Raw genomic sequence first — 26300 nt, 5'->3', positions numbered from 1 at the left:
TATTATTTTAATTTGAAAAAAGATTAACGTAGCTAAGTTGCTATATATTTTGGAAGTTGATATTAATCCAATAATTGATAGTATTGTTCATTCTAATGATAGTAAAGTGCTGTGCTTTGTTTTAAGGCTTTGGTATGATACATCGTATCCAGAAATCTGTTTTAATGAGGTGTCTCTGTATTATGAATCCGCTGTTTGCAGTGTTCTGATTATCGAGAGATATAGTTATTAAAATTTAATTTTTTATGGATTTTTATCTCTAGAAACAGAAAACTTTAAAAGCTGCGGAAAAATGCGAGACTCCTATGGGAAAGGAACAGTCTGAAGACCCCGCAGTGAGCGTTCTTTGCGAGCGAGGAGGCTGAAGCGTTCCCCATGGAAAGCGAGTGTTTTTCCGCAGCGCTAGTTTAGCACTCATTTTAAAGAGTATGTTAGAACGTCTCAATATAGGTATGGTGGATTTTCCCCCATGGTTATAAACAAAAATTTTTTTACATAATAGCCAATCAAACAAGTAAGGTGGCGATGGACTTATGACTAAGAATAATGATTACGATCAAAAAACGTTAGATTATATTATTGATGAGATGGTAGAAACGGTTCAAAACAGCAAGGATGAAGTATTTTCAATTAGTGAAGATTCTCGCAAAGAATATGAGCAATTGCAACATGAACTTGAACAAATCAAACATCAAATCGTTGAAGTGATTGATGCAGGTGATGAACTGGAACGGAAAACACGACTCTCGAGAAATCGTTTGTCAGAAGTAAACAAAGATTTTCGAAATCATTCGGAAGAACAGATACGTGAAGTGTATGAGCAAACCCATCAACTACAAACCGAATTAACGATGAAACGAGAAAAGGAAAAAAATCTTCAAGAAAAACGTAATGAACTCGAACGTCGCTTAAAATCGATCGAGCAAACAGTCGAACGAGCAGATGGACTTGTGGGGAAAATTTCTGTCGTACTGAATTACTTGAAAGATGATTTTCAGCAAGTAACCGAAATCATTCAGGATGCACAATTAAAACAGCAATTCGGCCTGCAAATTATCGAGGCACAAGAAGAAGAACGACAACGACTAGCGCGGGAAATGCATGATGGTCCTGCGCAAGTACTTGCCAATATATTGATTCGAAGTGAAATTGTCGACAAAACATTTCGTGAACGTAGTGTAGAAGAAACACTGACAGAAATAAAAAGTGTCAAACAAATGGTACGAGGTTCGTTGCAACAAGTAAGACGCATTATTTATGATTTACGTCCAATGGTATTGGATGATTTAGGCTTAGTACCAGCAATCAAAAAATATTTAGATACTGCATCAGAGACAAGTAATGCTTCGATTCGGTTTACACCGATATCCAAGGAAAAACGGTTGGATAGTAAATATGAAGTCGCGTTATATCGATTGGTTCAGGAATCGGTACAAAATGCGATCAAACATGCTTCACCAACTAAAGTTGATGTGAAATTAGAAATAACCAATGCTCGTGTCCAGATTCTAATCAAAGACAATGGCAGTGGATTTGACGTGAACGAAACAAAAGCCAATTCATTTGGTATTGTTGGAATGAAAGAACGAGTGGACATGCTTGATGGTGATTTAACAATTGATTCGATACCAGGTAGTGGAACGAGAGTGATGATTGTTGTGCCGATAAACCAAAATTAATCGACACAATTCGTTTAAAATCATGTATAATAGAACCAAATGCTGTCCGTACAACAGTTTTAAAAACAGGATAATATTGATTTTAATCGTTGAAATACGTTTCATAACAGAGAAAAATGATAGGAGGAGCAGAAATGACAACCAAACTATTATTAATAGATGATCACAAACTATTTAGAGAAGGCGTAAAACGCATACTAGAATTTGAATCTTCATTCGAGGTCGTAGCAGAGGGCGATGACGGAACGAATGCGATCCAACTTGTTGAGACATACCAACCTGATGTCGTGTTAATGGATATTAATATGCCGCACCAGAACGGGGTCGAAGCGACAGGAGACTTAGTGCGTAAGTTCCCTGACGTGAAAGTGATTATTCTTTCGATTCACGATGATGAAAACTATGTAACCCATGCACTGAAAACGGGTGCACAAGGATATTTGTTAAAAGAGATGGATTCCAATGCACTAATTGATGCAATCAAAGTTGTTAGTCAAGGAGGTTCCTACCTTCATCCCAAAGTAACCCATAACCTTGTGCGTGAATACCGTCGCTTGTTGGAACAAAGCTCAAACTTTGAAGAGGCACCGAAAGATATAGAGATACGCAAACCATTACATTTACTAACTAGACGGGAATGTGAAGTACTACAACTGCTTGCAGATGGGAAAAGTAATCGAGGCGTTTCTGAGACATTGTTCATTAGTGAAAAAACCGTCAAAAACCATGTCAGCAATATTTTACAAAAAATGAAAGTAAACGACCGGACACAGGCTGTCGTAGAAGCAATCCGCAACGGCTGGGTGGAAGTATAACGATTTGCTAAACATGTTCATGTTTTTTGCTGAACATGTGAATAGTAGTACTAGTGATCGATAATAACGAATAAGTTTGTAATATAAACTTAGGCTGTTTTTGTATTGTACTTATTTATTTTTATACACATAATTGTGATGAGTTGCCTATTTCCATTCTACTTTTAAAGGGTTATGCTGCTACCTTGACAGAGTTATAACTCACAAAGAAACTGGAACTTTTTTGATGTTTCGCATCATGTGTATGATAGTATAAGTTTTGTATTAGTGATAAGGAGTAGCTACATCACTTAAAATGAATGCTATTTATTCAATTTGTTTATCATAATAAATCTTACAAAATTACAAAACACATAATCAGCGGAGGAAATATACGGAGACTCCTACGGGAGGAAAGGCCTAGGTGAGACCCCGCAGTGAGGAACGAACGAGGAGGCTCATCAGCCGCCCGTGGAAAGCGCAGTGTATTTCCGTAGCGTTATGATACTCATACTTTTTTATAGGATGGGAGTATTGCGCGTATAAACAAATATCAATACTTATGAGATATACAAAACCTAAAATGGAAAGGTACGATGTATGTGAAGATTGCTGTGTTAACAGATAGTACGGCATATATTCCAGCTTCGATTCGTGATCAATGGAATGTACATATGGTGCCACTTAACGTTTCATTTGGTAATGAGTCTTATCGTGAAGAAATTGATTTAACGACAGATGAATTTTATGAAATGATAAGAGACGCCAAAGATTTACCGAAAACATCCCAACCGTCGATTGGTGCGCTAACTAGTATTTATGAAGAATTAGCGAAAGACTATGATGCCGTCATCTCGATTCATTTATCAAGTGGGATTAGCGGTACGTACCAATCTGCTGTTGCGGCAGGAAATATGGTGGAAGATCTTGAGGTCTATCCTTATGATTCAGAAATTAGTGCGATGGCACAGGGCCATTACGTTTTAGAAGCAGCAGCGATGGCCGAACAACGTGCATCGGTTGAAGAGATCCTTGCCCGTTTGGATGAAATGAAACAATCCATCCGTGCTTATTTTATGGTTGATGATTTAAGTAATCTTCATCGTGGTGGTCGATTAAATGGTGCTCAAGTCTTGGTTGGTAGCATGTTACAAGTAAAGCCATTACTCCATTTTGTCGATAAAAAAATTGTGCCATTTGAAAAAATTCGGACAAAAAAACGCGCGCTCAACCGTATTCAAGACTTGTTTGCTAAAGATGCCGACACAGGTGTGCCAATTAAGGCAACCGTTATCCATGCCCAACGCCAACAAGATGCAGAAAAGTTCAAGCAAGAACTGGAAGCGAAATATGATAATGCGGAAGTTTCGATCAGTTATTTTGGCCCTGTCATCGGTACCCACCTTGGGGAAGGTGCAATTGGGCTAGCTTGGTATAAAAAATAAGGATTCCGACATAACTTTAATAGATGATTACCATTTTTCTGATTGCAAATGAGTGAAGTACCATCGCTTCGGTAGAATACTCCGCTTTCCATGGGCACGGCCTCAGCTAACTTGGTAAAGGAAACCACTTTACCAAGTGGATCTTCGGCTCGTGCTGTTCCCATAGGAGTCTCCGTATTCTACCTACGCTGTTGGTGGTTTTCTGATTTACGTCAGATAAAATAGCTATACCAATCATTGTTGAATCTGAGTTCATTGTTATCTACTAAAAAAGGGATTTTTCTGTACGTATAATAAAGCAAACATCTATAAAATTACGATGCTAAATAAAGTGGAGGAAATACACCGGATACTCCTGAGGCCCGACGAGGGTCATGCAGGCGTTGTCCGACAAGGATGTTTTAGCCTGTGGTCCTTAATTTATTATCGGTGAGAACCCGCAGTGAGGTACGAGCGAGGCTCGCCCCCCCACAGGAAAGTGTAGTGTATTTCCGCAGCGCTATCCAGTGCGCTAACCATATTAATAATGGACATAAGTCATGTACAGTTACGTCGTATAATCTATCAACTATGACACAAAAAGCAACAACCCATAAATAAAAAATGGAGGTGTCAGGTATTCTGACACCTAGCCAATTATTGGAGATGATCAAATGAAGTCGTTCATTCACTCGGCTCGGTCATTGATTACCCCCACCTATGAATGGATTCCCACTCCTAGTCAACCTTCATCAGCACCCTTCAACGATGATCATGCCAGTCAGTTCCACGGAAAATTACTAATTCGAGAAGAAATTCCACTTGACGATCCCACCTTTCGTAGCTATCTTATCAATCAATTATTCACTGCCATACCATCAATTGAAAAACATCTATGGGGACATCGCTGCAGACGTTGTGGTACCCGCGCCAAAAGGCATTTCGCTCCCATTCCTTGTGCTAGATGCGATGAAACCCACGTGTATTGTCGCAACTGTATCGAAATGGGCCGCGTGCTAGCCTGTGAACCGCTCTATTATTGGACAGGCCCATCGCCTAATTGGTCACAACAGGACCATGCCTGTCACTGGGATGGTAACTTAACCACCTACCAACAACATGCTTCCGATCAAATCGTCAAGAGCATGACTACACCAAAGGCAGAATTACTTTGTTGGGCGGTCTGTGGGGCTGGGAAAACTGAAATGGTGTTTGCTGGCATTGCTGCACTGCTTGAACAAGGTAAACGTGTTTGTTTAGCAACACCACGAGCGGATGTTGTTCGTGAGCTAGTGCCACGCTTTCGCACCGCCTTTCCTCATACCTCCATTCAAGGGTTGTATGGAGGAAGTGAACAGAAAGATACCCCAGGTCAATTTGTGATTGCCACCACGCACCAGTTACTGCGATTTGCTCACGCGTTCGATGGGATGATTATAGATGAAATCGATGCTTTCCCATTCCACCATGATCCATCATTACTGTTCGCAGCCAATCGTGCCGTCAAACCAACTGCTGCTCGCATTTACTTAACCGCCACTCCACGAAAACAACACCGCAAACGAGTGCGTGCAGGTAAACTTGCTACCGTATTTGTCCCTGTCCGCTTTCATGGTCACCCATTACCTGTCCCAATCTTACAACTGTGTTGGCAATTAAAAAAGGACCTAGCAAAACACCAACCGCCAAAAGCCTTTTTTACATGGTACAAGCAACGCTCCCACCCTGATCGGCAGTTATTGATCTTTGTGCCAACCATCGAACTTGCAGAAAAGCTAACACGTACATTGCAGAAATATTTTGCTAGCAGTGGTCAAACAATCAAATCCGTTCATGCCGCTGATCATGATCGTGCCGAAAAAGTCCAACAGTTCCGTAACAAAGCCTATAACGTGCTCGTAACCACGACGATCCTCGAACGTGGTGTTACCTTTCCATCGGTAGATGTGGTGATTTTGGATGCGGGACACCATGTGTTTGATGAAGCTGCTCTAGTGCAAATCGCTGGTCGCGCCGGCAGAAGTCCGAAAGATCCAACAGGAGAAGTCGTGTTTTTTCATGATGGAAAAACAGAGGCAATTGTAAAAGCGGTGAAGTCGATCGAAGCAATGAATAAACGGGGGAGGAGGTTGTAGTGCATTGTTTAAGTTGTGACCAAGAAATCATAGTGGAAGTGAACTGGAATACATTGTTCAAACCAGCACCTGAACCTAAGCTGTGTCCCAGCTGTGAAGCAAAACTCGAACGCATTGCCGGTAAACAATGTAAACGTTGTAGTCGGCTGACCGATCAAACCGTCTGTCCCGACTGTCAAAAATGGGAACACCATCCCACATTGGCAGGAGCACTTGCATTTAATCAGTCCGTCTATACGTACAATGATTTTTTGAAGGAAATAATTGCAAAATGGAAGTATCGAGGAGACTACGTGCTGAGAGAGGCGTTTGCAGATGCGTTTCGAGACCAATTTAATATAACCTTTAAACAAATAAAAAAAGATGCTGTTCTAGTACCGATTCCCCTAAGTGACAGGCGCCTCCAAGAACGCAGCTTTAACCAGGCAGAAGCACTTGCGCAGGTTTTAGACACCCCTTATCAACAGGCGTTAACACGGATCCATAGTGAAAAACAGTCCAAAAAAACCCGCCACGACCGCCTTGCATCTGCCAACCCATTCCAAGTAAAAACGCCATTAAACAAACCAGTCATTTTGGTCGATGATATTTATACGACAGGTGTTACCTTGAGACATGCGGCGAATGTGTTGCGAGAAAGTGGATGCCCAAAAGTATATGCTTATACATTGGCACGGGGGTGAAACGAGCATTTTGGAGTATATATACGCAGTCGTGCATGTGATATAATAAAAAAAAAGTGCGTGAGGTGTTAGTAATGGGAGATTTAGCAAACTGTCCACAATGTGGTGCATTATTTGTCAAAGGTGCAATTCAAGTTTGTCGAGACTGTTATAAAAAAGAAGAAGCAGCATTTCGAACGGTTTATGATTTTTTAAAACAACGAAAAAATAGACAAGCGAATATTCCACAAATTGTCGAGGCAACTGGTGTGGAAGAAGAAGTTATTATGAAATTCGTTAAGGAAAAGCGATTGCGCCCCTCTCAGTTCCCCAACCTTTCTTATCCTTGTGAAAAATGTGGTGCAAGTATTAACGATGGTATCATATGTGAAAAATGTGCAGATGAAATCACGTCTGACTTGCAAAAGCAGGAAGAAATCGATGCACTGTCACAGAGAAATAAAGAACAGGAAGCTAAAAAGGCTCGAACGTATTATAAATTTAGATGATCGTACTAAACAAATTCGTAACTATGCCGATATAAGGTATAGAGGAACAAAATCGTAGTGTTGAAAGAGGTGAAAGGTCTTGAAAATCCAAGGACCAAACCACTCAAACTTTAATCCGTATCAAAAACAAATGCAAAAACAAGCGGAAATAAAAAAAGAAGTCAATAAAAATGACCAATTGCAAATATCGAACGAAGCGAAGAAATTACAGCAAAATGAGAAAGTGGATCCTGCCAGACTCGAACGTGTTGAGCAGATTAAACAATCTGTAGAATCTGGCGAGTATACGGTCGATCCAAAACAGACAGCAAAGAAAATGCTCCAATTCTGGAACAACCAAGCCTAAAGGAGAGAACGACACATGTCCGTTCAACCAATTGTTGACGTATTGAAAAAAATAACGACATTACATGACAACTTATTGTCCATTTCTAAGAAAAAAACGGAATCCTTAACGAAAAATAACATCGATTATTTACAGGAACTGTTATTGCAAGAGCGTAAATATGTTCAGGCGATCAACCAATTGGAAACAAAACGAATGGAATTAGTCGAGAACTGGGCTCATGTAAACGGACTGGATTCACAAGCAATAACGGTTTCCGTAATGATTGATGACGATCTAGTTGGAACAGATAAACAAGCTTTAGAATCGGTTACAACAAGGTTAGCCGAAACGTTAGTGGAATTGCGCCAACAGGAACAATTAAACCAACAATTAACCAAGCAGTCGATGCAGTTTATTCAATTAACGATGGATATGATCTCCCCATCGCTTACAACGATGAATTACGGGAACCAAGCAAATAAACAACAGGCCACACAACAAGTGAAACGATCCTTGTTTGATTCGAAGGCATAGGTGGCAAGGAGGAAAAAACGTGTCAACATTTCATGGTTTAGAAGTTGCCAAACGTGCGTTAAGCACCCAACAATCTGCTCTATATACAACAGGGCATAACATTTCGAATGCGAATACAGAAGGCTATACCCGCCAACGTGTGAATTTCGAACAAACAGGTCCGTTTCCACCAGCCTCACGTAACCGCCCAGAAATTCCAGGACAAATTGGAAGTGGGGTAAAAGCGGGGTCAGTAGAACGTGTTCGTGATGCTTTTTTAGATGTCCAATACCGGGATGAAAATAACAAATTAGGATATCATGAGACGAAAGCAGATGCGATGAAGCAAATGGAAGATGTGATGAATGAGCCATCCGAACAAGGGTTATCGAAGACGATGGATCAGTTCAAGGATGCTTTACAGGATCTATCTGTGAACCCAGAGGACTCTGGTGCTCGATCGGTTGTTAGACAGCGAGGGATTGCTGTTGCAGAGACATTCAACTATTTATCAGGATCCTTAGAAGGAGTACGTGAGGATTTAAAAGGGGAAATCGATGTTACAGAAACAGATATGAATTCATTGATCACGCAAATCAATAACGTCAACCAGCAAATTGGTGCTGTTGAACCACATGGACAGCTGCCGAACGATTTATATGATGAGCGCGATCGCTTGATTGATCAACTATCAGAAATAGCTGATATTGATGTAGAATATACCGCAAGTAAAGGCCAACCTAGTGACATGGCAATGGGAAAAGCAACGGTCAGCCTAGCCGGTAGTGGTACGGAGTTAGTTAATGGAGAAAGCGATACTATTAACCATGTGCATGTGAACATGAATGACGACAATAACGTGGATGAATTAGTGTTTTATAATCCAAATGACTTACCTAATGGCGAAGAAACGCCTGAAACTATTGCTGATGAAGATAAAATAACGATCGATGCCAATGATTTTGAATCTAACGGGAAACTAAAAGCATTAGTCGAAGCGAATGGATATGTGGACGGCGATGGAAATGTCAGTGGTGAATTTCCTAACATGCTTGGTAAATTAGATGAAATGGCTAGTACCTTTGTTGATGAATTCAATAAGGTACATAAGCAAGGTGCTAATTTATCAGGGAATGAACCACCAAGTTTCTTTGAAATAGATGATGCCTCACAAGCTGCTGCTACGATGAAAGTTAGTCAAACAATCATTGATGATGCTGATCATATTGCTGCAAGTAAAAATGGTGATGCTGGTGATGGAGAAAATGCACAAAAACTGGCAGATGTTTTTACAAATCCAGAAGTAGGCATTGGAAAAAATACATCGATTAAGAGTTACTATGAATCGACCATTGGTGAAATGGGTGTCGTGAAACAAGAAGCAGATCGCATGGTCGAGAATGCTTCTGCCCTAAAACAACAAGTACAAGAAAACAGGGAATCTGTTAGTGCTGTTTCATTAGATGAGGAAATGTCGAATATGATTAAATTCCAACATGCCTATAATGCAGCGGCAAGAAGTATGACGACAATTGATGAAATGCTCGATCGAGTAATAAACAATATGGGATTAGTAGGAAGGTAGGTGAATAACAATGCGTGTAACCCAAGGGATGTTATCGAACAACATGTTGCGTAATGTTAGTAATAGCTATAGCAATCTCGGTAAATATATGGACCAACTTTCTACTGGTAAGAAAATTAATAAACCATCGGATGATCCGGTTGTGGCGATGAAGGGAATGAATTATCGCTCCCAAGTTTCGGACATTGAACAATTTCAGCGTAACATTGGGGAAGTGCATAACTGGATGGATAACTCTGATTCTGCGCTTGATAAATCAACCCAAGCCCTACAACGTCTCCGCGAGTTAGCTACCCAAGCAGCCAATGGAACGTATGAAGAAGGCCAGCGTGAAAACATTGCTGAAGAAGTTGACCAGTTAAAAGAACACCTTGTTGAAATAGCGAATACGAAAGTGAATAATAAATACATTTTTAATGGAACAGCTACGACGGGAACCGATGGTGAACCGCCAGTATCGATCGATGATGACGGAACCATCGATCAGCTTTCTACTAATACAAATACTGTTAAAATTGAAGTTGCAGATGGGACAAACCTTCCAGTAAACGTTAACCCTGAAGAAGTATTCGGAGATGAAAATAGCAATGTCTTTAAGGATGTTGAAGCATTTTCTCAAGCACTAAAAGATGATGACCAAGCTGGATTAGAGGATGCTCTAAATAATCTTGATAATCGAATTGATGATGTAGTTAGCGTTCGTGCTGACTTAGGTGCACGAATGAACCGGGTTGAATTAATCGAGAATCGTATTAAAGACCAAGAAGTAACAGCAACCAGAATGATGTCAGATAATGAGGATGCGGACATGGAAGAAGTCATTATGAACTTAACCACCCAAGAAAGTGTCCACCGCGCAGCACTTAGCGCCGGATCACGGATTATTCAGCCTACATTGATGGACTTTTTACGGTAAAACTAGGCTCTTTTCTTTAAAAATGTTGTAATTGCCTTATAACTATATAATGCGCAAAACTCCACTATCCCTTATGAAATGAGTGCTAATATATCACTGCGGAAATACACTCCGCGAGCGCCGAGAAAGGGCGTATGATTTAGCAGGTGGGACTCCTGCTTGGTAAGACTTAAGCCAAGTTGCCAATACCGAGTCTTGGGCTACCTATAGAGATGTAGGGTGCTAAGCGTAGACAGGAAGGTAATAGGCCTGAAAGTGATTGAGCCTCGAAAGTATTTACATTGGGAAGGTCGACGGTTTGCGTAGACTGGAAGACAACATTTCTTTTAACGTGAAAAGGGCGAGTTAAAAGAAACTTCCCCGGGGTCAAAGAGCCAGGCATGTTAACCAATGATCATACGAGACCTCGGGAGGCCCTGCAACTCTTTTGTGGTAAGTACTCTTCAGGAACAGCACAAGAGTATGCCGAACAACCGATCAAAAGGAAGTGAGGCAAATGGTTCGCAGGGAGTCGGATAACTCCATAGTACTGATGATTCTGGGTAATGCCAGAGGAGGAAAGGGATGTTACATGAACATCGATCTTGGTAAGGAAACAAATGCTACACACAGAGGTAGGGAAAACAGATGAAAACGAAATTAGCAAGAATAGCAGAAGTTGCAAGGACTAGACCAAAAGAACGATTTACCTCCTTAGTCCATTGTTGAACAAACAGACATTAGAGGAATGTTATCTAGAACTGCCAACAGGAAAGGCGGCGGGGATAGATGGACAGACTAAAGAACTTTATGGAATGAACCTTGAAACCAATTTAGAGGATTTAGTTTCTCGGATGAAAAGGCAAGCATATAAACCACAAGCATCAAGACGGACATATATTCCTAAGGACAGAAATAGTGTCCGACCGTTAGGGATACCTGCATTTGAAGATAAGATTGTTCAGAAGGCTATAGGCAAAATACTGAACGCAATCTATGAGCAGAAATTCAAAGATCTTTCATTTGGATTTCGTCCTGGAAGAAACCAACACCAAGCTCTGAGGGCTTTGGATAATAGTATTATGCACCCAAAGAGTCAATATGTGGTAGATGCGGACATTAAAGGATTCTTTAATTACGTTGACCATGATTGGTTAATGAAATTCTTAGAACACGATATTGCGGACCCTAACTTCCTCAGACTGATCAAACGATTCCTAAAAGCAGGAATAATGGAAGAAGGTAAATTTATAAGTACAGAGGAAGGAACACCCCAAGGAGGTGTCATCTCACCAATACTAGCTAACGTTTATCTTCATTATGTCCTAGATCTCTGGTTTGAAGTTTATGTCAAGAAACGACTATGCAAAGGTAAAGCAGAAATAGTTCGTTTCGCTGATGACTTTGTATGTTGCTTCGAGAGAAAAGATGATGCAAGGATATTCTATGCAGAGCTAATCTCAAGGTTAAAGAAATTTAAATTGAGTATAGCCGAGGAGAAAACGAAAATCATTCGATTTGGTAGAGGTTCAGAGAACGGACGAGGAAATGGAGGTAATGGTAAACCAGAAACCTTTGATTTTCTAGGATTTAGACACTATTGGGGCAAAGGAAAGAATGGGCGATATCGGCTCAAACGTAAGACTAGTCCCAAGAAATTCAAAATGAAAATCAAGACGTACAAGCAATGGATCCGAAGGAATAGACACATGGATGAAAAGGAATTGGTGGATTCAATTAGAAGGAAACTTGGAGGACACTATAATTATTATGGGGTGTCAGATAATTATAATGAAATCAAAACCTTTTATCGAACAGTGTTGTATTTAACTTGGAAATGGAGAAATAGACGAAGTCAGAAACGAACATTTACATGGGAAAAATTCGAGAAATTTCTCGCAAGAAATCCGTTGCCAAAACCCAAAATTAGGGTCAATTTATTTTCAAGTAAAGGTCTTTGAAACTGATGTGAATGATGTCATGAAGAGCCGTATGCCTTAATTGGGCACGTACGGATCTGTGAGGGGTAAGGGGCGCAATCCCAGAGGAGAGGCCCCGCCTACTCGACTTTCCACGGGCGGCTGATGAGCCTCCTCGCTCGTCCCTCGCTGCGGGGTCTCACCTAGGCCTTTCCTCCCGTAGGAGTCTCCGTGTATTTCCTCCGCTGTTTGTGTGCATTGAATTTTGGAGAGTTGGTTGTTTCATATTTAAGTAATAAATGGCTCTTCTTAATCTTTCTAAAGGATAGAGTATACACACGTATCATTAATTAGAAAACATACATCAGCGAAGGCAGAATACGGAGACTCCTATGGGAACAGCGCGAGCCTCAGCTAACTTGGTAAAGTGGTTTTCTTTACCAAGTTAGCTGAGGCCGTGCCCATGGAAAGCGTAGTATTCTGACGTAGCGATGCTATAACACTTATTTTAATCAGAATAGAAGAAAGCAGATTACAATAGCTATTCTGCAGTATATAGCTACTTCGCAATAAAAAGCAACGTTTATGAAAAGAACTTAATATAATTCACAAAGCACTTGTCATCTTATTTAGTGGCAAGGCTTTTTACTATAGGTTTGAAAATTAAGGAAGTTTGTTAGGCTAGGTAATAATAGAATCTAACCAAGTTCAATGCAGTTAGGGGGTAATAAATGTGGAGATGCCTCAAATTCGTATACAAACTCAGGATGCGCAAATTAGCATGAAAACAAATCCAGCTAAGCAACATATCGAGCAACCGCAAGCAGAGCAATCGATTCAACAACCGAAAGCGGATGTCACCATCGAACGCACACCATCGAAACTGTCGATTGATCAGAGTCAAGCTTGGTATGACATGGACTTGAAAAATGTGTTTGAACGAACAGAAGAAGCAGCCCAAAATGCGAAACAAGCCGTCGCGGAAGGAACTGCTCGTCGCGCTCGAGAAGGCGATGAATTAATGAAGATAGAGAATGGTGGTAATCCAATTGCTCAACAGGCGAAACAGAATAGTGAAGGTCAACCAAAACAATTTAATATTGGCTGGATCCCATCACATGGAGCGGTTAAAATTGATTACCAACCAAGCGAAGTACATACGAATGTGAAACGGAATGAGCCAATTATTGATGTGCAAACAAACAAGCCAACCCATCAGTATCAACAAGGAAATGTAGAACTTTCCGCAAATAAACCGAATGTGGAAGTTGATTTTGACAACCTTAAGTACAAAGGCGTAGGCGGTTTTGAAATTATGATTTAAAGAAAGGTCGGAAATAATGAACATAGAGACGAAATACTTTGGTGAACTAGCTATTAATGAGGAAAAGATCGTTACATTCCCACAAGGTGTACCAGGATTTGTAGAGGAAAAACATTTTGTGCTACTACCACTAGAAAAGGACTCTGTTTTTCATGTGTTACAATCGACACAAAATCCAGACCCTGCTTTTATTGTCGTCAATCCCTATCATTTTGTGCGCGACTATGCATTTGATCTTGATGACAATACAGTGGAACTATTAGAGATAGCTTCAGAAAAAGATGTGTTGATTTTTTCAATAGTATCCTTAAAAGACCCGTTTGAAGAAAGTACCGTCAATTTGCAAGCCCCCGTCGTGATCAATCAAACAAAACAAAAAGGGAAACAATATATTACCAACCTGAAGCAGTATTCGACTAAAGAGATGCTATTCAACCAACAACTTACCTCCCAGGTAAAGGAGGACTAATATGTTAGTGCTAACAAGAAAGATTAATGAAGCGATTAAAATTGGCGATGACATTGAAGTGAAAGTTCTAGGTATCGATGGTGAGCAAATCAAGCTAGGAATTGAAGCCCCTAAACGAGTGGATATACACCGCATGGAAGTATATCTAGATATACAACAACAAAACAGCGAAGCAGCAAGCGTTTCGACAGATTTAATCAATTTATTAAAAAATAATACAAAAAAAGATTAAACATATCAAAAATTCCTCCGATAATATATATGTAAGCGACTAAAGGCGGCCGACTTTAGTTTACTTAGTTAAAACCACAAGGATGTGGGACAAACATATATACTCAAGGAGGAATTTTTAAATGAGAATTAATCATAATATTGCGGCGCTTAACACATATCGTCAGTTAGGTAATGCAAACCAAGCACAACAAGGTTCAATGGAGAAGTTATCATCAGGTCTTCGTATTAACAAAGCTGGAGATGATGCAGCAGGTCTAGCAATTTCAGAGAAAATGCGTGGACAGATTCGAGGATTAGAACAAGCACAAACTAATGCGCAAGATGGCATTTCTCTAGTTCAAACTGCTGAAGGTGCATTAAATGAAACGCATAGTATTTTACAACGTATGCGTGAATTATCAGTACAATCTTCTAACGACACAATGACAGATGAAGATCGCCAAAACCTTCAAGATGAAATGACTCAATTAACCGATGAAATTAATAGAATTGGAAATAGTACTGAGTTCAATACAAAGAAGCTTATTAATGGTGATGTTTCTTCAAACATTCCTGAAGCTGCTAAGTTAGTTGGCGGCGACCTAGGAGATAGTGTAGAAATTATTGATGCTGCTACTAGTGGTACAGCTACAGGTACTGCAATTACTGGAGCAGTTGATATTCATGGAGATACTGAAGGGAAAGCTATAGGTAACGTAGATTTAACTAGTGCTTTTGATATTACTGCTGATGACAATGAGTTAACACTTAAGGTTGATGGACAAGAAAAGACAATAACGTTAACCGAGGCTAGCTATGCTGCGGATGAAGAGTCAGACTTTTTATCTGATCTAAATACTCAATTGGGAGCAGCGGGTTTTGATAATGCACCCACAGCTTCTGTTGATGGAAGTGGTAATTTAATAATTGAAAGTGGAACGACTGGTGAGGATAGTAAAGTTGAAATTACGGGAGGTAATGCAGTTTCAACTATTTTAGATGATGGATCTGGTATCACTTATGAAAATGGTACAGTAGCAAATAATGAACTAACTTTTAAAGTTGATGGATCTTCTGAAAGCATTACTTTATCAAACGAAGTTTATAATGATCAACAAGATATTGTAGATGAGCTAAATGATGCCGGTGTGTCAGGCGTGGACTTTTCACTAGAAGGAAATGCTATTGTAGCTACCAGTGGTTCAACTGGTTCGTCAAGTGAAGTTACTGATTTTGGGGGATCTGCTGCAGCAGCCTTAAAATTACAAGGAGCAACTGAAGAGGCTGGTCTAGATCGAAATGATACTTTTGAAATTGAAGTGAATGGAACTACTGTTGAGGCGGAAGTAATGGATTCCGAATACAAAGACATGGATGTATATGCATCTGCTGTTCAAAGCGCGATTAATGATGCATTATCTAATGAAGGTGTAGACGACACTGTTTCCGTCAATAATTCAAATGGTAATCTAACTATTGAGGATAGTAAAACTGGAAGCACTAGCTCAATAACTTTAACTACAGATAGTGAAAATGCGTCTGATGATCAATTAGCAGCGGCAGAGGCATTAGGATTTGCTCAGACCTCAGGTACTAATACATCTGATGTAGGAGAAGATGGTGCTGATAAAGCTTTAGACTTCCAAATTGGTGCCAACTCTGGGCAAGAAATGGAAGTCTCCATTGATGATATGCGTTCTGAAGCATTGGGACTTACAAGTGCTAGTTCTTCTACAGGAGGTATTCAGGGTGTAGACGGAACTACTATTGACGTAGAATATTCTTCAAATTCGAAGGTTGATAATGAAGGAAATGAAGAATTTGTTCTAGACATTTCTACTGGCGATGCTGCTAAAAAGGCAGTAGATGTATTAGACAATTCAATTAATAAAGTTTCACAGCAACGTTCTAGTTTAGGTGCTGTTCAAAATCGTTTGGAACACACAATCAACAACCTAGGAACATCTTCTGAAAACTTAACTGCTGCGGAATCTCGTATCCGTGACGTAGATTATGACTTAGCTGTTGCATAAGCAGAAAAGTCACAGTCGTCCTAGCTGGTAACGGTTAGTGATCATTATCGGGTGAATTGCTGGAACCCCCTAATAGCTTTTCTTACCACAACGTAGTTGGAAACAACAAGCGTGAAGGTTCAAAAAAAGAAAAGATTGGGCAATCAGCAGCCAAACTCCTGTTTCGAAAGAATGGAGAAGGTTCAACGACTAGGATAAACCATCTAAAGGCTATGTCTAAGATGATGAAATCCATAGGTGAAACAATGTCCATCAGCATTTGTGAATCCGAAGTGCCCGACCCCTTATAGTATATAAGGGTGAAGATATAGTCTAGTCATTTATGAAAGTAAATGTTCGCACGATGGCGAAAGAAATGATGGAACAAACGAAGAATTCAATTCTTGGTCAAGCATCACAATCTATGTTGGCTCAAGCGAATAACGCGCCCCAAGGCGTATTGCAACTTCTGCAATAACTATTCGCAGGGCGTCTTATCTAGCAATGGGTAAGAGCATAACTAGGTGAATTGCTGGAACTTCCTAAAATTCTTTCCACCACAACGTAGCTGGAAACGGCAAGCGTGATGGTTCAAAAAGGAAAGAGATACATGGATAATCAGCAGCCAATCTCCTGTGCAGAAATGCTGGAGAAGGTTCAACGACTAGAGAATACGGTCTAAGGTGAAAACTATGACTATGAATCTCGTAGGATGGCAACAGCCATTCGAAGTGCCTAGCCCCACAAATGAAACAATGGTGGGTGAAGATATAGTCTATTCTATGATCGAAAGACATAGCGGCAAAGCAAGCCAACCAACAACCACAAGGAGTACTACAGTTACTTCAATAAGGTTAAATTATATGGAAGAGACTCTAGATTTACTAGGGTCTCTTTATTTTACAACATTTATAAAAGCTAGATTTAGAAGGTGAAACCGAAATGGACAATAATCAACGAGATACAAGAAAGTTCCTTGAAGAACAACTCCAATGGGTTATAGAACAAGACAACATATTAAAGAAAATAGAAATAAATCTTTATGAAATGAGAAGTCTAGCTGAATATGCGCGTGATCATGAGCTGTCTTCAAAGGAATATAATAGATTAAATTACCAAATAAATGAATTGAAAAATAAAGTTGTTGTTTTGCAACAACAGCGTGAAACCGCTGTTCATTAAAAACGAGAAGATTACGCACTTTTTTCCCCTGCTTTTGTCTCAGGTTGCACATAAGGTTGTTTATTTTTCATAATACTAAACACAATATTCACCAACCGTCGCTCCACATACACCATTGCTTGTTTCTTTTTTCGACCTTCTTTGATTTTCTTTTGATAATATTCATGCATAATAGGATTTACATCTTTTCTAATTTGCGTTAGAGCAAGAGGGTAGAATGCATTATTTAAGTCACGGTTTCCTAACTTGTTGGCATATTGTTTAGACGTTTCGCCAGAGCTATTTTCAATTGGTGCAATACCAGCTATTTTTGCTAGTTTACTACTTTTCGGGAAACGGTTATTGTCACCAATATTTGCAATGAGAGTTGCCGCTAGGAGGGTGTCAACACCCGGTATGCTTTTTAATGGATAACCTGTTTCTTTAATTAGTATGTCCATTTGCTTTTCTAATTTTTCTACTTTCTCTTCCAAATCATTCAATGTAGAGATATAAGATTTGATTAAGTTGCTTCTTTCTCGTTTATATCCATTCTCCCAGCATCCATGTTCCTTTACCACTTGCAAAATTTCTCCTGCTTTTTTTGCTGGCGTTGATTTGTTAAACTCTTTTAGGATTCTTAAAAGTTCATCATTATTCATTTTCATTAATGGGCTTGGAGTAGGAAATCTTTTAAAGAATCCTTATGCTGTTTTGCTATCTAAGTCTTTGAAGAATGATTTATAATTAGGATAATTATGCACCAAAAGGTTGTGTAAACTTACTTTTATGTTTGCCATCATTTGCATGTAATTGTTTCGGCTGCTAAGTGTTTGTTTGATGGTCCAAAAAATATCTTTTGGATTTGCAAAAGGCAAATCATTAAATTCCATAATAAGGTTCTTACAAATTGCGAGTGCATCAGTTTCATCTGTCTTATTACGATTTGTACCTTTTTGTCTCTTTTTCTTAGTGTATGAAGAATTTACTTCCTTTACAGGGAAACCCTGCTGGATTAGAAATTTGGCAAATGAACGTCCTTAAAAGTTTACGTCTTCCAAACCAAATATTATGGGAAAACCGGTACCTGGTACTCAAAAAGGACAAATTAGTAGTTTGTCTTTCACATATGGACTTAAGTGTGAATTTATTACAGTTATTAAAAGCAAGACACTAATCGTAATTGTACCTGTGTAACGATTTACTCTCCCAAATAACGTGGTTCTAAATTATATCTTTATAAAAACAATAAGTAACCAAATTACTATAGGTGAATCCTGTATACTGTTTTAACAGTTCTAGATACATGATGTTTTTTTCATTTAGTATAATTTGGTAAGGTTTAGTTTGCTCAATAGTATGAATCAAATCGTTAATGTTATGATAAAGCTTTGGATAGAAATTATCGGCTTTATAATGTTAAAATAAGTATGGTAACCACTTTAATTGTTCATTAATTGTTTTGGTAGGTTTCGAAATAGATAGGCTTTCTGGAAGGTAGATAGACGTATTTTACTGTTACATAAAATGGGATAGTAACGTATTGTTTTTCTTATCATAGCAGGATGCATATATGGTTGCACAAGATGAAGAAAGTAATAAATTTGGGAAGCATGATAGATAACTAGTCTATTTTGTTTATCCAGAGAAAAGTGTAAGTTATACTTCTCTTTCAACATGGCAATCAAAGCTTTGTTTTCCCCTTTAGAAAAACTATCAGTAGACAGGATGATTTTCCGAGGAACATTTGATATACTATCTGTTTTAAGAGAACCGTCGTCTTGAAACCACCATGCTAATGATCGCTGATCAAAGTATTGTTCTAAAAAGGAGAAAGGGATAGTCTTTTTTCTTGTCATATACCATATGGACTCTAACTCAGTGATAATAGGATAAGTTTTAGAAAGAACAAAGTAACTCTCTGTAAATCCTTTCTTCATTCGAGCATCTTTTATTCTCCGCAACTTTGGTTCAGTTAAAGGAATAACATCCTTTAACTCTTGATAGCAATATTCAGTCCAAGCATAATCACTTTTTGTATGTGTAAATTGGAATCTAGGTTTACGCCCTTGTTGTTTCGTAATGGAACCATCCCCTAATAACTTTCCTATCATTTTAGAATAAATTGCATGATTGTCCGGCATTATAGTAAAACCTCCTCATCCTATATTTGATCCATATACTTTTTTATTAATTATACCTGAATTATTACTGTATAATGGATTAAAGTTTTACAATTTTGGTAATTAGCTCCTAAAAATAAAAAAGACAAGTGCTCATATTTCCATGATAGCTGGATACGTGTGCATTGACTGGCAGTTACTAAAAATACCGGTATCTTTAAACGGCCTTGTTGATCCGGCATTTGCTTCTTTTGAACTATGTAAGGCGATTAAAAGATGATAGTCTAACTACTTCTATAATCGTTACCAAATAGCTGCTAGGTGTCTAGGCTATCTAAAAATAATAAGATTTGTGCGCACATCCTCCTCATCTTCTTTTCCTATTTCTTTTTCTTTAAGTATGTTCCTGGAATTGATCCGGGTGTTCCTTCGCTATGGCTCCAGAACTTATGCTGGGCATTAGTTTGTTAAGGCTTCCTGAAGATTAAAAAATAGCCTCATTTTAAATTAAATACTATTTAGGCATCTAAAGTATTGTTATGTTAAATAATGAAATTGTATTTTTCTAAATATGAACGTTTTCTAACAATTAGTGAGCTTTATGAACAACCTGCTAGGAATACAATTATCCATATCGGAGGGGCATAACATCTAACTAATGTAATAACTAATCAAATCCTGCAACAATATCACAAATAACTTCCAACCTCAAACATTTTTTTCATTTCCACTTAACATTTTCTATCTTTTAGCCGATAAATAAGAAAACACTAAAGGAGTGGGGAGTGACAATGGGCATCAGAACAACGTTTTCTGGATCCCACCTCATGCAAAAGGCTAAACATAAAGAGCCATCTTTAATCGCAAGAGAACGATCCGACGCACCATTATTTATGAATAGAATGGCTTTACAAGAAACCAGTATTAATAATAGACAGATAGCAACAACAAGAGAAATAGTGACAGTAGAAGTGAAGGCGGGTGGGGATAGATGGTAACGGGTGTGAATATGCGAATTGGTGGACTTGCTACCGGAATGGACACGGATCAGATTGTCGAAGATTTGATGAAAGTAGAAAAAATGCCACTAGATAAGTTGCAGCAAGACAAAACGAAAATGGAGTGGCAACGAGATGCATTCTGTGATGTGAATAAACTATTTTCTGAACTAGATGATCAAGGATTTGATATGAGGTTACAGAAAACGTATAACTCCAAATCGACGACTTCATCGATGTCGAGTGCGGTGACTGCGACTGCCTCAGCAAGTGCATCAAATGGAACATATGAGATTAAGGTGGAACAACTAGCATCAGCTGCCATTAATGCAGGTAGCGAAAGCATTGCAATTGATGGAGAATCGATTGATCCAACCAGCTCCATGAGTAGTCAAAACGATCTTCTTAAAGGGGAATTGCAAACAGGTGAATTTGCCTTTGCTACCTTTAATGAGGATGGAGAAGAAATCATCCACACGATAACGGTTTCGGAAGATGATAGTCTAAATGATGTTTTAAAAGATATTACGTCTCAAGATAATGGTGTTCGAGCTTTCTTTGACCCCCAATCAAACAAAGTAGTGATGGAACGTACGGAAACAGGTGATTTTAATCCAGATGGTGCGGAAATCAGTTTTAATGTTACGGATGGGGATTCGAGTTTTTTTACCGATATACTAGGATTAAGTGAAGCAAACGAACAAGGTGGAGAAAATGCCATATTCACGTATAATAATGCGTTAACCTTAGAGTCGAAAACGAACACCTATACATTGAATGACATGACACTTACCTTCACAGAAACGACTGGTGATAGTTCGGCAAGAATTGCAGTATCCAATGACGTTGATGGTGCTTTAGATAAAATCACGCAGTTTGTTGACAAGTACAATGAAGTGATTGAAACGGTAAATGAGCGTTTAAGTGAAGAACAGTTTCGTGATTATAAACCCCTGACAGATGAACAGAAAAACGCCATGTCTGAAAAAGAAATAGAGCTTTGGGAAGAAAAAGCGAAGAGTGGCCTATTAAAAGGGGAAAGTATTCTAAGCTCAGGACTTTCTAATATGCGGCAAAATTGGTATAACACGGTTGAAAATGAGAGTAGTTTTAACCACTTATCACAAATTGGCATCACGACTTCGTCTAATTTTAGAGATGGTGGTAAATTACTGATCGATGAGGATAAGCTGAAACAGGCGTTAACCGATGATTCATCATCTGTTTATAAACTGTTTTCTAATGACGTGGAAGGTAGTGGCCGTGGTATCATCAATCGATTGGATGACTCGATTAACAATACCATCAAAAGGATTGAATCGCGAGCAGGTAAGAGTACCCACACATTGGAACAGTACACCATGGGGAAACGGATTAAAGATATGGATAGTAGAATTAGTTCGTTTGAAAAAAAGTTAATCGATATCGAGGATCGTTACTGGCGGCAGTTTACACAAATGGAAAAAGCAGTCCAACAAATGAATTCTCAACATGGTTATTTAATGCAACAGTTTGGTTTTGGAATGTAGTATTAGAAGGGAACCTAAACAAATCTATTAAAAGTGGATTGGTTTAGGTTTTTTAGTTCTTTTTAATAGGGGTGTATAGGGTATGACCGTACTAGTAAAACGCACTTAAGCTAAAATGAGTAATTCCAAAGCTCTATTAAAAAGAATAGATTTTTTCTAACAGGACTTAACTTATTATAAAATATTCCGATAATAAAAAGGATACATAATTTTTGATGGAGTTTTAAAAAAACCATCACCAAATGCCAAAAGCAAAGGGTGAAGGAACATGGTAGATCCAGTAAATAATAATATGAACAGTCCAATGCGAATCAGTGGTTTAGCAAGTGGAATGGATACAGACCAAATGGTAGATCAATTAATGCAGGCTGAAAAACAGCCCTTAGTGAAACTACAACAAGATCAACAACGATTAGAATGGAAACGTGATGATTACAGAGAAATGAATCGTACACTTGCCGATTTAGATAGTACCGTCTCTAATGGAGTTGGAAAAGGCAGTACCTTTCGTACCACAGAAGTCCAAAGTTCCGACGAAAGTGTAGTGGAAGCCTCTGCCAGTACGTCTAAGAATGAGGTTACGAATGCAATAGAGGTGGATCGACTTGCGACAACGGAACAATGGATAGGCGAAAAACCCACTGATGCAGAACTAAATGCAAGTAAAGAGGAAATAGAAAACAATATTTATGAAGTAAACTTAGATGTCAAAAGCCCAGCGAATGACGAACAAAAAGAAGTGGCGTTTTCTATAGAAGAAGATGACACATATGAGGATGTTATATCAAAGCTTAATGATGAAATCGACAATGTTACCGTTCTTGAAAATGATGGTCAAGTTGCTATGTCGATGAATGATACAGGATCTGATGCAACAATAACATTAAATAATCAAGATACTGCTGATCTCTTTAATGAACTTGGCTATTCAAATGCAACTAGTGGTGCTAACTTGGAGGCTGAAGGAACTGGCCAAGATGCTAAATTTCATTTAAACGGCCTTGAAATGACACGCTCAACAAATGATTTTACAATTGACGAGATAAGTTACTCACTTAAAGACACAGGTTCTTCAACCGTTACAACGTCGAAAGATAATAATGCCATTGTTGAGTCGGTGACGGATTTTGTTGATAAATATAATGAAACAGTTGAGAAAGTAAATGGAAAAGTATCAGAAAAGAAGGATAGAGACTACGATCCATTAACAGATGAACAAAAACAAGAAATGAGCGAACAAGAAATTGAAATGTGGGAAGAGAAAGCTAAAAGTGGAACATTGCAAGGTGATCTCACTTTATCGAGCGGTCTCACAAATATGCGACAAGATTTATATACACCAGTTGAAGGCATTGACAGTGAGTTTAATTCGTTAGCACAGGTTGGCATATCAACAGTGTCGTATCTAGAAGACCCTGAAGGATCAAGGATGGGGAAATTAGAAGTAGATGAGGCTGAATTACGTCAAAAACTTCAAGACAACCCTCAAGCAGTAGAGGAATTATTTACAGCTACTGGAGAGAAAACGGAAGAGCAAGGTATTGCCCAACGGATTCAGAACCGAATCAGTGGTGAAGATGGGATCATTGACCAAATTGAGACAAAGGCAGGAAATCAATACCGCACACCACAAAATTACTCAATTGGAAGAGAAATGATCGGTGTAACGGATGAAATTTCCGACTTCCAACAGCGACTTGTTGATAAAGAAAATCAGTACTATAAGCAGTTCCAACAAATGGAACAAGCAGTCCAAGAAGCAAATGCGCAATCAGCCCAATTGATGCAACAATTTGGTGGAGGCATGTAGTTTGTAGATTGGGTGCAGGCGCCCAAAATAAGATAGAAATAAGTGTGCTGAAACGATTTTTGGCACACTTATTTTATTTCAGAAGTTGGTGATAGACTGTAATTATTGTAACAAGTTGTTTGGAGGGATTTAACTTGAAATTTGGCAGAAATGCCCCTTGCCCTTATGTTACCTATGATGTGGATACTAATTACATATGGACTTATGCAAGATGGCCTTGAGCTGTAAAACCCAACCATGATTTCCAACAATCCAGATGTCGACTAGGTAATAAACATATATGAATTCACTTAAAAGGGCAAAGATTCCGGTGATCGTGAAAAAAGTAAATAGGTAGCAAATCGATGAGATATACTGGGCATCGGACCTTAACAAAGTATAGATCACTGTTTTAGGTTCATTAACGACAATCATTCTATTTCTATAAAACTATCTCCACGTATCCCCGAAATATTTAACCCAATAATTTAGACAAAATCGGTGTTGGATACAAAATTAAACCCAACCCCAAAGAACTACATGATGAAATAGTTAAGTTAATAATGTCTATCTACTCACTACCACCTCTATCATTCTACCTATTTAAAAATTGTTTTCTTTTCATTTCGTAAATAAATAAGCATAAAGTTACATTAACACTGGAAAAATCACTAGGAAAGTATTACTATTAATAGTATCTATTAATTTTTCTAGTGAAAGAGGTAAGGCGATCATGAGGTTAATCCAAATTTCTGATTATCAGCATCAAACAATGGTACTAGCGAAGCCAGTCTATGATAAGAATAAACGAATTTTACTTGCGGCGGGTCGGACGATTGATCCAAAGATTAAGGCGCGGTTAGAAAATATGGGGATCAACTTCCTATTTATTGAAGATGAAGTTTCCAAAGGGATAACGATCGACGATATGCTTGATATGCCAACGTGGACAGATGCGATTCAAATTGTCCAAGCGTTTTATCAACAAGCAGGTACAACCCGCACACCAGATATTCAAGGATTACAACAAGTGGCGAATCAACTGATTCAAGAAGTGAAAAACAGACCAACACTTGTGATGATCCCTACTGCCACTATGACAAAGGAACTGCAACCATATGCTCATTCCGTTAATGTAGCCATCCTTGGTCTATTAATTGGAAAAAAATTGTCGTATAATGATGTTAAATTGCGAGATTTAGCAATTGGTTGCTTGCTACATGATATTGGTAAGGAATTAACAGATACATATGAAGATCATCCTGAACAAGGATTTCATTATATTCGAGGCATTAGCCAACTAAGTGCCCTTTCCGCACATGTTGCCTACCAACACCATGAACGCTTCGATGGTAAAGGTTTTCCACGTCAAATAACTGGAAAAGATTTTATTGAATTTGGTCAAATTGGTGCGATTGCCGATCGGTATGATCATTTAATTAGTATAGAAAAAATTGCCCCGCATGATGCGATGGAAGCGATTATGGCATCATCAGGTACACATTTTTCTCATCCGATTGTGACAGCTTTTAGTCGGTCCGTTCTTACTTATCCACCAGGGACAAAAGTGCGTACCAATCATCACGAACAAGCGATTGTGACGGAAATAAATAAGCATTTGCAACGACCAAAAATAAAAATACTAGCAACAGGTAACGAAATTGATCTTACCAAACAAACAACATATGTCATCCAACCGCATGAAACTGCATAATGGAGGGTACTTTATGGAACCAAATCAAGCGCTTGAAAAAATCATTCAATTAATGGAATCGGATCAACAAGTAGAAATGAATCAAGATACAAAATCCCGATTAACCCTCTTATTGAAGCAACTATATGGTTCCGCCTATCAAGCAGGAATCGAACAAGGAGCATCGGTTACTAACCAGTTTGAACTATTTAAAAATAGATAAATAGACTAGAAGGAGGGTTTATGTATGGATGTTGCAGCAATGTCAATGGCAATGAGTACTGCCAATGTGAAGCAACAAGCAAGCGTTGCGGTGATGGATAAAGCCATGTCACAATCGGAAACACAAGGACAAAGCATGGTTAACATGCTCGAACAATCCAATGTGCAGCAGATGGAACAATCTGTTAGCCCCCATTTGGGGAGTAGTGTGGATATGAAAGCATAAAAATGAGAGCCAATATGGCTCTCATTTTTTTAGTAACAATCGTTTTTTAATTAGCGAGCCCTATCTTCAAGCAATGAGCAAGTCTGAAGAAATTGGGA

At 38.7% G+C, this 26300-nt stretch carries 25 protein-coding genes and 1 pseudogene; 23 read left to right on the top strand and 3 right to left on the bottom strand.

Annotated elements, in window-relative coordinates; genetic code table 11:
• The first annotated feature begins 533 nt into the window (after nt 1-533).
• The 17 genes from FCI53_RS12960 to FCI53_RS12875 all read left to right on the top strand — a co-directional run bounded on the left by FCI53_RS12960 (nt 534) and on the right by FCI53_RS12875 (nt 17643).
• Entirely contained in the window at nt 534-1679 is a 1146-nt protein-coding gene (locus FCI53_RS12960) for a sensor histidine kinase (protein WP_138419487.1), read from the top strand.
• Between the two features lie 134 nt (nt 1680-1813).
• Nucleotides 1814-2494: a response regulator gene (locus FCI53_RS12955; RefSeq protein ID WP_138419486.1), complete on the top strand. Its 681-nt coding sequence runs from the start codon at nt 1814-1816 to the stop codon at nt 2492-2494.
• 581 nt (nt 2495-3075) lie between these two features.
• Complete coding sequence (locus FCI53_RS12950) at nt 3076-3918, top strand: DegV family protein (RefSeq protein ID WP_138419545.1); 843 nt, start codon at nt 3076-3078, stop codon at nt 3916-3918.
• A gap of 653 nt (nt 3919-4571) precedes the next feature.
• Nucleotides 4572-6032 (top strand): ATP-dependent helicase ComFA, encoded by a 1461-nt coding sequence (locus FCI53_RS12945; RefSeq protein WP_138419485.1) that lies wholly within the window; start codon nt 4572-4574, stop codon nt 6030-6032.
• The gene (locus tag FCI53_RS12940; RefSeq protein WP_138419484.1) at nt 6032-6715 is read left to right on the top strand and encodes a ComFC family protein; all 684 of its coding nucleotides are present in this window, start codon (nt 6032-6034) and stop codon (nt 6713-6715) included. The genes FCI53_RS12945 and FCI53_RS12940 overlap by 1 nt, the downstream gene beginning before the upstream one ends.
• 74 nt (nt 6716-6789) lie before the next feature.
• Nucleotides 6790-7203, top strand: coding sequence for a TIGR03826 family flagellar region protein (locus FCI53_RS12935; RefSeq protein ID WP_138419483.1), 414 nt, complete (start codon nt 6790-6792; stop codon nt 7201-7203).
• Between the two features lie 79 nt (nt 7204-7282).
• Nucleotides 7283-7549: a flagellar biosynthesis anti-sigma factor FlgM gene (gene flgM / locus FCI53_RS12930; protein WP_138419482.1), complete on the top strand. Its 267-nt coding sequence runs from the start codon at nt 7283-7285 to the stop codon at nt 7547-7549.
• 15 nt (nt 7550-7564) lie between these two features.
• A complete protein-coding gene (locus FCI53_RS12925; protein WP_138419481.1) occupies nt 7565-8065 on the top strand; it encodes a flagellar protein FlgN in 501 nt (166 codons plus the stop codon).
• A gap of 19 nt (nt 8066-8084) precedes the next feature.
• Complete coding sequence (flgK, locus tag FCI53_RS12920; protein WP_138419480.1) at nt 8085-9629, top strand: flagellar hook-associated protein FlgK; 1545 nt, start codon at nt 8085-8087, stop codon at nt 9627-9629.
• Between the two features lie 10 nt (nt 9630-9639).
• Nucleotides 9640-10545: a flagellar hook-associated protein FlgL gene (gene flgL, locus FCI53_RS12915; RefSeq protein ID WP_138419479.1), complete on the top strand. Its 906-nt coding sequence runs from the start codon at nt 9640-9642 to the stop codon at nt 10543-10545.
• Between the two features lie 704 nt (nt 10546-11249).
• On the top strand, nt 11250-12485 hold the full coding sequence (ltrA, locus tag FCI53_RS12910; protein WP_246050100.1) for a group II intron reverse transcriptase/maturase: 1236 nt from the start codon (nt 11250-11252) through the stop codon (nt 12483-12485).
• 697 nt (nt 12486-13182) lie between these two features.
• Nucleotides 13183-13767 carry a DUF6470 family protein gene (locus tag FCI53_RS12905; RefSeq protein ID WP_342774213.1) on the top strand — a complete coding sequence of 195 codons (585 nt, stop codon included), beginning with the start codon at nt 13183-13185 and terminating at the stop codon, nt 13765-13767.
• A gap of 16 nt (nt 13768-13783) precedes the next feature.
• On the top strand, nt 13784-14236 hold the full coding sequence (gene fliW / locus FCI53_RS12900) for a flagellar assembly protein FliW (RefSeq protein ID WP_138419477.1): 453 nt from the start codon (nt 13784-13786) through the stop codon (nt 14234-14236).
• Nucleotide 14237: 1 nt separating this feature from the next.
• Nucleotides 14238-14468 carry a carbon storage regulator CsrA gene (gene csrA, locus FCI53_RS12895; RefSeq protein ID WP_138419476.1) on the top strand — a complete coding sequence of 77 codons (231 nt, stop codon included), beginning with the start codon at nt 14238-14240 and terminating at the stop codon, nt 14466-14468.
• Nucleotides 14469-14589: 121 nt separating this feature from the next.
• A complete protein-coding gene (locus FCI53_RS22055; RefSeq protein ID WP_281279534.1) occupies nt 14590-16482 on the top strand; it encodes a flagellin N-terminal helical domain-containing protein in 1893 nt (630 codons plus the stop codon).
• Between the two features lie 322 nt (nt 16483-16804).
• On the top strand, nt 16805-16939 hold the full coding sequence (locus FCI53_RS12880) for a flagellin (RefSeq protein ID WP_425457180.1): 135 nt from the start codon (nt 16805-16807) through the stop codon (nt 16937-16939).
• A 464-nt stretch (nt 16940-17403) separates the two neighbouring features.
• Entirely contained in the window at nt 17404-17643 is a 240-nt protein-coding gene (locus FCI53_RS12875; protein ID WP_138419475.1) for a hypothetical protein, read from the top strand.
• An 11-nt stretch (nt 17644-17654) separates the two neighbouring features.
• Here the strand turns inward: FCI53_RS12875 and FCI53_RS12870 are convergent, their stop codons facing one another.
• From FCI53_RS12870 to FCI53_RS12860, 3 genes and pseudogenes are all read right to left on the bottom strand, one after another.
• Complete coding sequence (locus FCI53_RS12870) at nt 17655-18203, bottom strand: transposase (RefSeq protein ID WP_171038168.1); 549 nt, start codon at nt 18201-18203, stop codon at nt 17655-17657.
• Nucleotides 18204-18326: 123 nt separating this feature from the next.
• Nucleotides 18327-18641: pseudogene (locus tag FCI53_RS22220) on the bottom strand (IS110 family transposase); the annotation flags it as partial.
• A 423-nt stretch (nt 18642-19064) separates the two neighbouring features.
• Nucleotides 19065-19766 carry a hypothetical protein gene (locus FCI53_RS12860; protein WP_138419473.1) on the bottom strand — a complete coding sequence of 234 codons (702 nt, stop codon included), beginning with the start codon at nt 19764-19766 and terminating at the stop codon, nt 19065-19067.
• 770 nt (nt 19767-20536) lie between these two features.
• Here FCI53_RS12860 and FCI53_RS12855 point away from each other — a divergent pair.
• The 6 genes from FCI53_RS12855 (at nt 20537) to FCI53_RS12830 (ending at nt 26202) form a co-directional block, all read left to right on the top strand.
• Nucleotides 20537-20743 (top strand): hypothetical protein, encoded by a 207-nt coding sequence (locus tag FCI53_RS12855; RefSeq protein ID WP_138419472.1) that lies wholly within the window; start codon nt 20537-20539, stop codon nt 20741-20743.
• Nucleotides 20737-22272 carry a flagellar hook-associated protein 2 gene (locus tag FCI53_RS12850; protein ID WP_246050099.1) on the top strand — a complete coding sequence of 512 codons (1536 nt, stop codon included), beginning with the start codon at nt 20737-20739 and terminating at the stop codon, nt 22270-22272. The genes FCI53_RS12855 and FCI53_RS12850 overlap by 7 nt, the downstream gene beginning before the upstream one ends.
• Before the next feature lie 268 nt (nt 22273-22540).
• Nucleotides 22541-24082 (top strand): flagellar hook-associated protein 2, encoded by a 1542-nt coding sequence (locus tag FCI53_RS12845; protein WP_138419471.1) that lies wholly within the window; start codon nt 22541-22543, stop codon nt 24080-24082.
• A gap of 712 nt (nt 24083-24794) precedes the next feature.
• Complete coding sequence (locus FCI53_RS12840; protein ID WP_138419470.1) at nt 24795-25775, top strand: HD-GYP domain-containing protein; 981 nt, start codon at nt 24795-24797, stop codon at nt 25773-25775.
• 13 nt (nt 25776-25788) lie between these two features.
• Nucleotides 25789-25977 carry a hypothetical protein gene (locus FCI53_RS12835; protein ID WP_138419469.1) on the top strand — a complete coding sequence of 63 codons (189 nt, stop codon included), beginning with the start codon at nt 25789-25791 and terminating at the stop codon, nt 25975-25977.
• 24 nt (nt 25978-26001) lie between these two features.
• A complete protein-coding gene (locus tag FCI53_RS12830; protein ID WP_138419468.1) occupies nt 26002-26202 on the top strand; it encodes a YjfB family protein in 201 nt (66 codons plus the stop codon).
• The last annotated feature ends 98 nt before the right edge of the window (nt 26203-26300 follow it).

This window comes from Aquibacillus sediminis, assembly GCF_005870085.1.
In the GTDB taxonomy this organism is placed as follows: Bacteria; Bacillota; Bacilli; order Bacillales; family Amphibacillaceae; genus Aquibacillus_E; species Aquibacillus_E sediminis.
Note: the sequence above shows the minus strand (reverse complement) of the source record. Positions and strands in the feature narration are given on the sequence as shown.

Coding starts and splice junctions, on each gene's coding strand:
- csrA (WP_138419476.1), top strand. CDS start 14,238: ATGTTAGTGCTAACAAGAAAGATTAATGAAGCGATTAAAATTGGCGAT.
- FCI53_RS12840 (WP_138419470.1), top strand. CDS start 24,795: ATGAGGTTAATCCAAATTTCTGATTATCAGCATCAAACAATGGTACTA.
- FCI53_RS12835 (WP_138419469.1), top strand. CDS start 25,789: ATGGAACCAAATCAAGCGCTTGAAAAAATCATTCAATTAATGGAATCG.
- FCI53_RS12860 (WP_138419473.1), bottom strand. CDS start 19,766: ATGCCGGACAATCATGCAATTTATTCTAAAATGATAGGAAAGTTATTA.
- FCI53_RS22055 (WP_281279534.1), top strand. CDS start 14,590: ATGAGAATTAATCATAATATTGCGGCGCTTAACACATATCGTCAGTTA.
- FCI53_RS12945 (WP_138419485.1), top strand. CDS start 4,572: ATGAAGTCGTTCATTCACTCGGCTCGGTCATTGATTACCCCCACCTAT.
- FCI53_RS12845 (WP_138419471.1), top strand. CDS start 22,541: ATGGTAGATCCAGTAAATAATAATATGAACAGTCCAATGCGAATCAGT.
- FCI53_RS12935 (WP_138419483.1), top strand. CDS start 6,790: ATGGGAGATTTAGCAAACTGTCCACAATGTGGTGCATTATTTGTCAAA.
- FCI53_RS12905 (WP_342774213.1), top strand. CDS start 13,183: ATGCCTCAAATTCGTATACAAACTCAGGATGCGCAAATTAGCATGAAA.
- FCI53_RS12960 (WP_138419487.1), top strand. CDS start 534: ATGACTAAGAATAATGATTACGATCAAAAAACGTTAGATTATATTATT.
- FCI53_RS12875 (WP_138419475.1), top strand. CDS start 17,404: ATGGACAATAATCAACGAGATACAAGAAAGTTCCTTGAAGAACAACTC.
- FCI53_RS12925 (WP_138419481.1), top strand. CDS start 7,565: ATGTCCGTTCAACCAATTGTTGACGTATTGAAAAAAATAACGACATTA.
- FCI53_RS12830 (WP_138419468.1), top strand. CDS start 26,002: ATGGATGTTGCAGCAATGTCAATGGCAATGAGTACTGCCAATGTGAAG.
- FCI53_RS12955 (WP_138419486.1), top strand. CDS start 1,814: ATGACAACCAAACTATTATTAATAGATGATCACAAACTATTTAGAGAA.
- FCI53_RS12855 (WP_138419472.1), top strand. CDS start 20,537: ATGGGCATCAGAACAACGTTTTCTGGATCCCACCTCATGCAAAAGGCT.
- fliW (WP_138419477.1), top strand. CDS start 13,784: ATGAACATAGAGACGAAATACTTTGGTGAACTAGCTATTAATGAGGAA.
- FCI53_RS12850 (WP_246050099.1), top strand. CDS start 20,737: ATGGTAACGGGTGTGAATATGCGAATTGGTGGACTTGCTACCGGAATG.
- flgL (WP_138419479.1), top strand. CDS start 9,640: ATGCGTGTAACCCAAGGGATGTTATCGAACAACATGTTGCGTAATGTT.
- FCI53_RS12880 (WP_425457180.1), top strand. CDS start 16,805: ATGAAAGTAAATGTTCGCACGATGGCGAAAGAAATGATGGAACAAACG.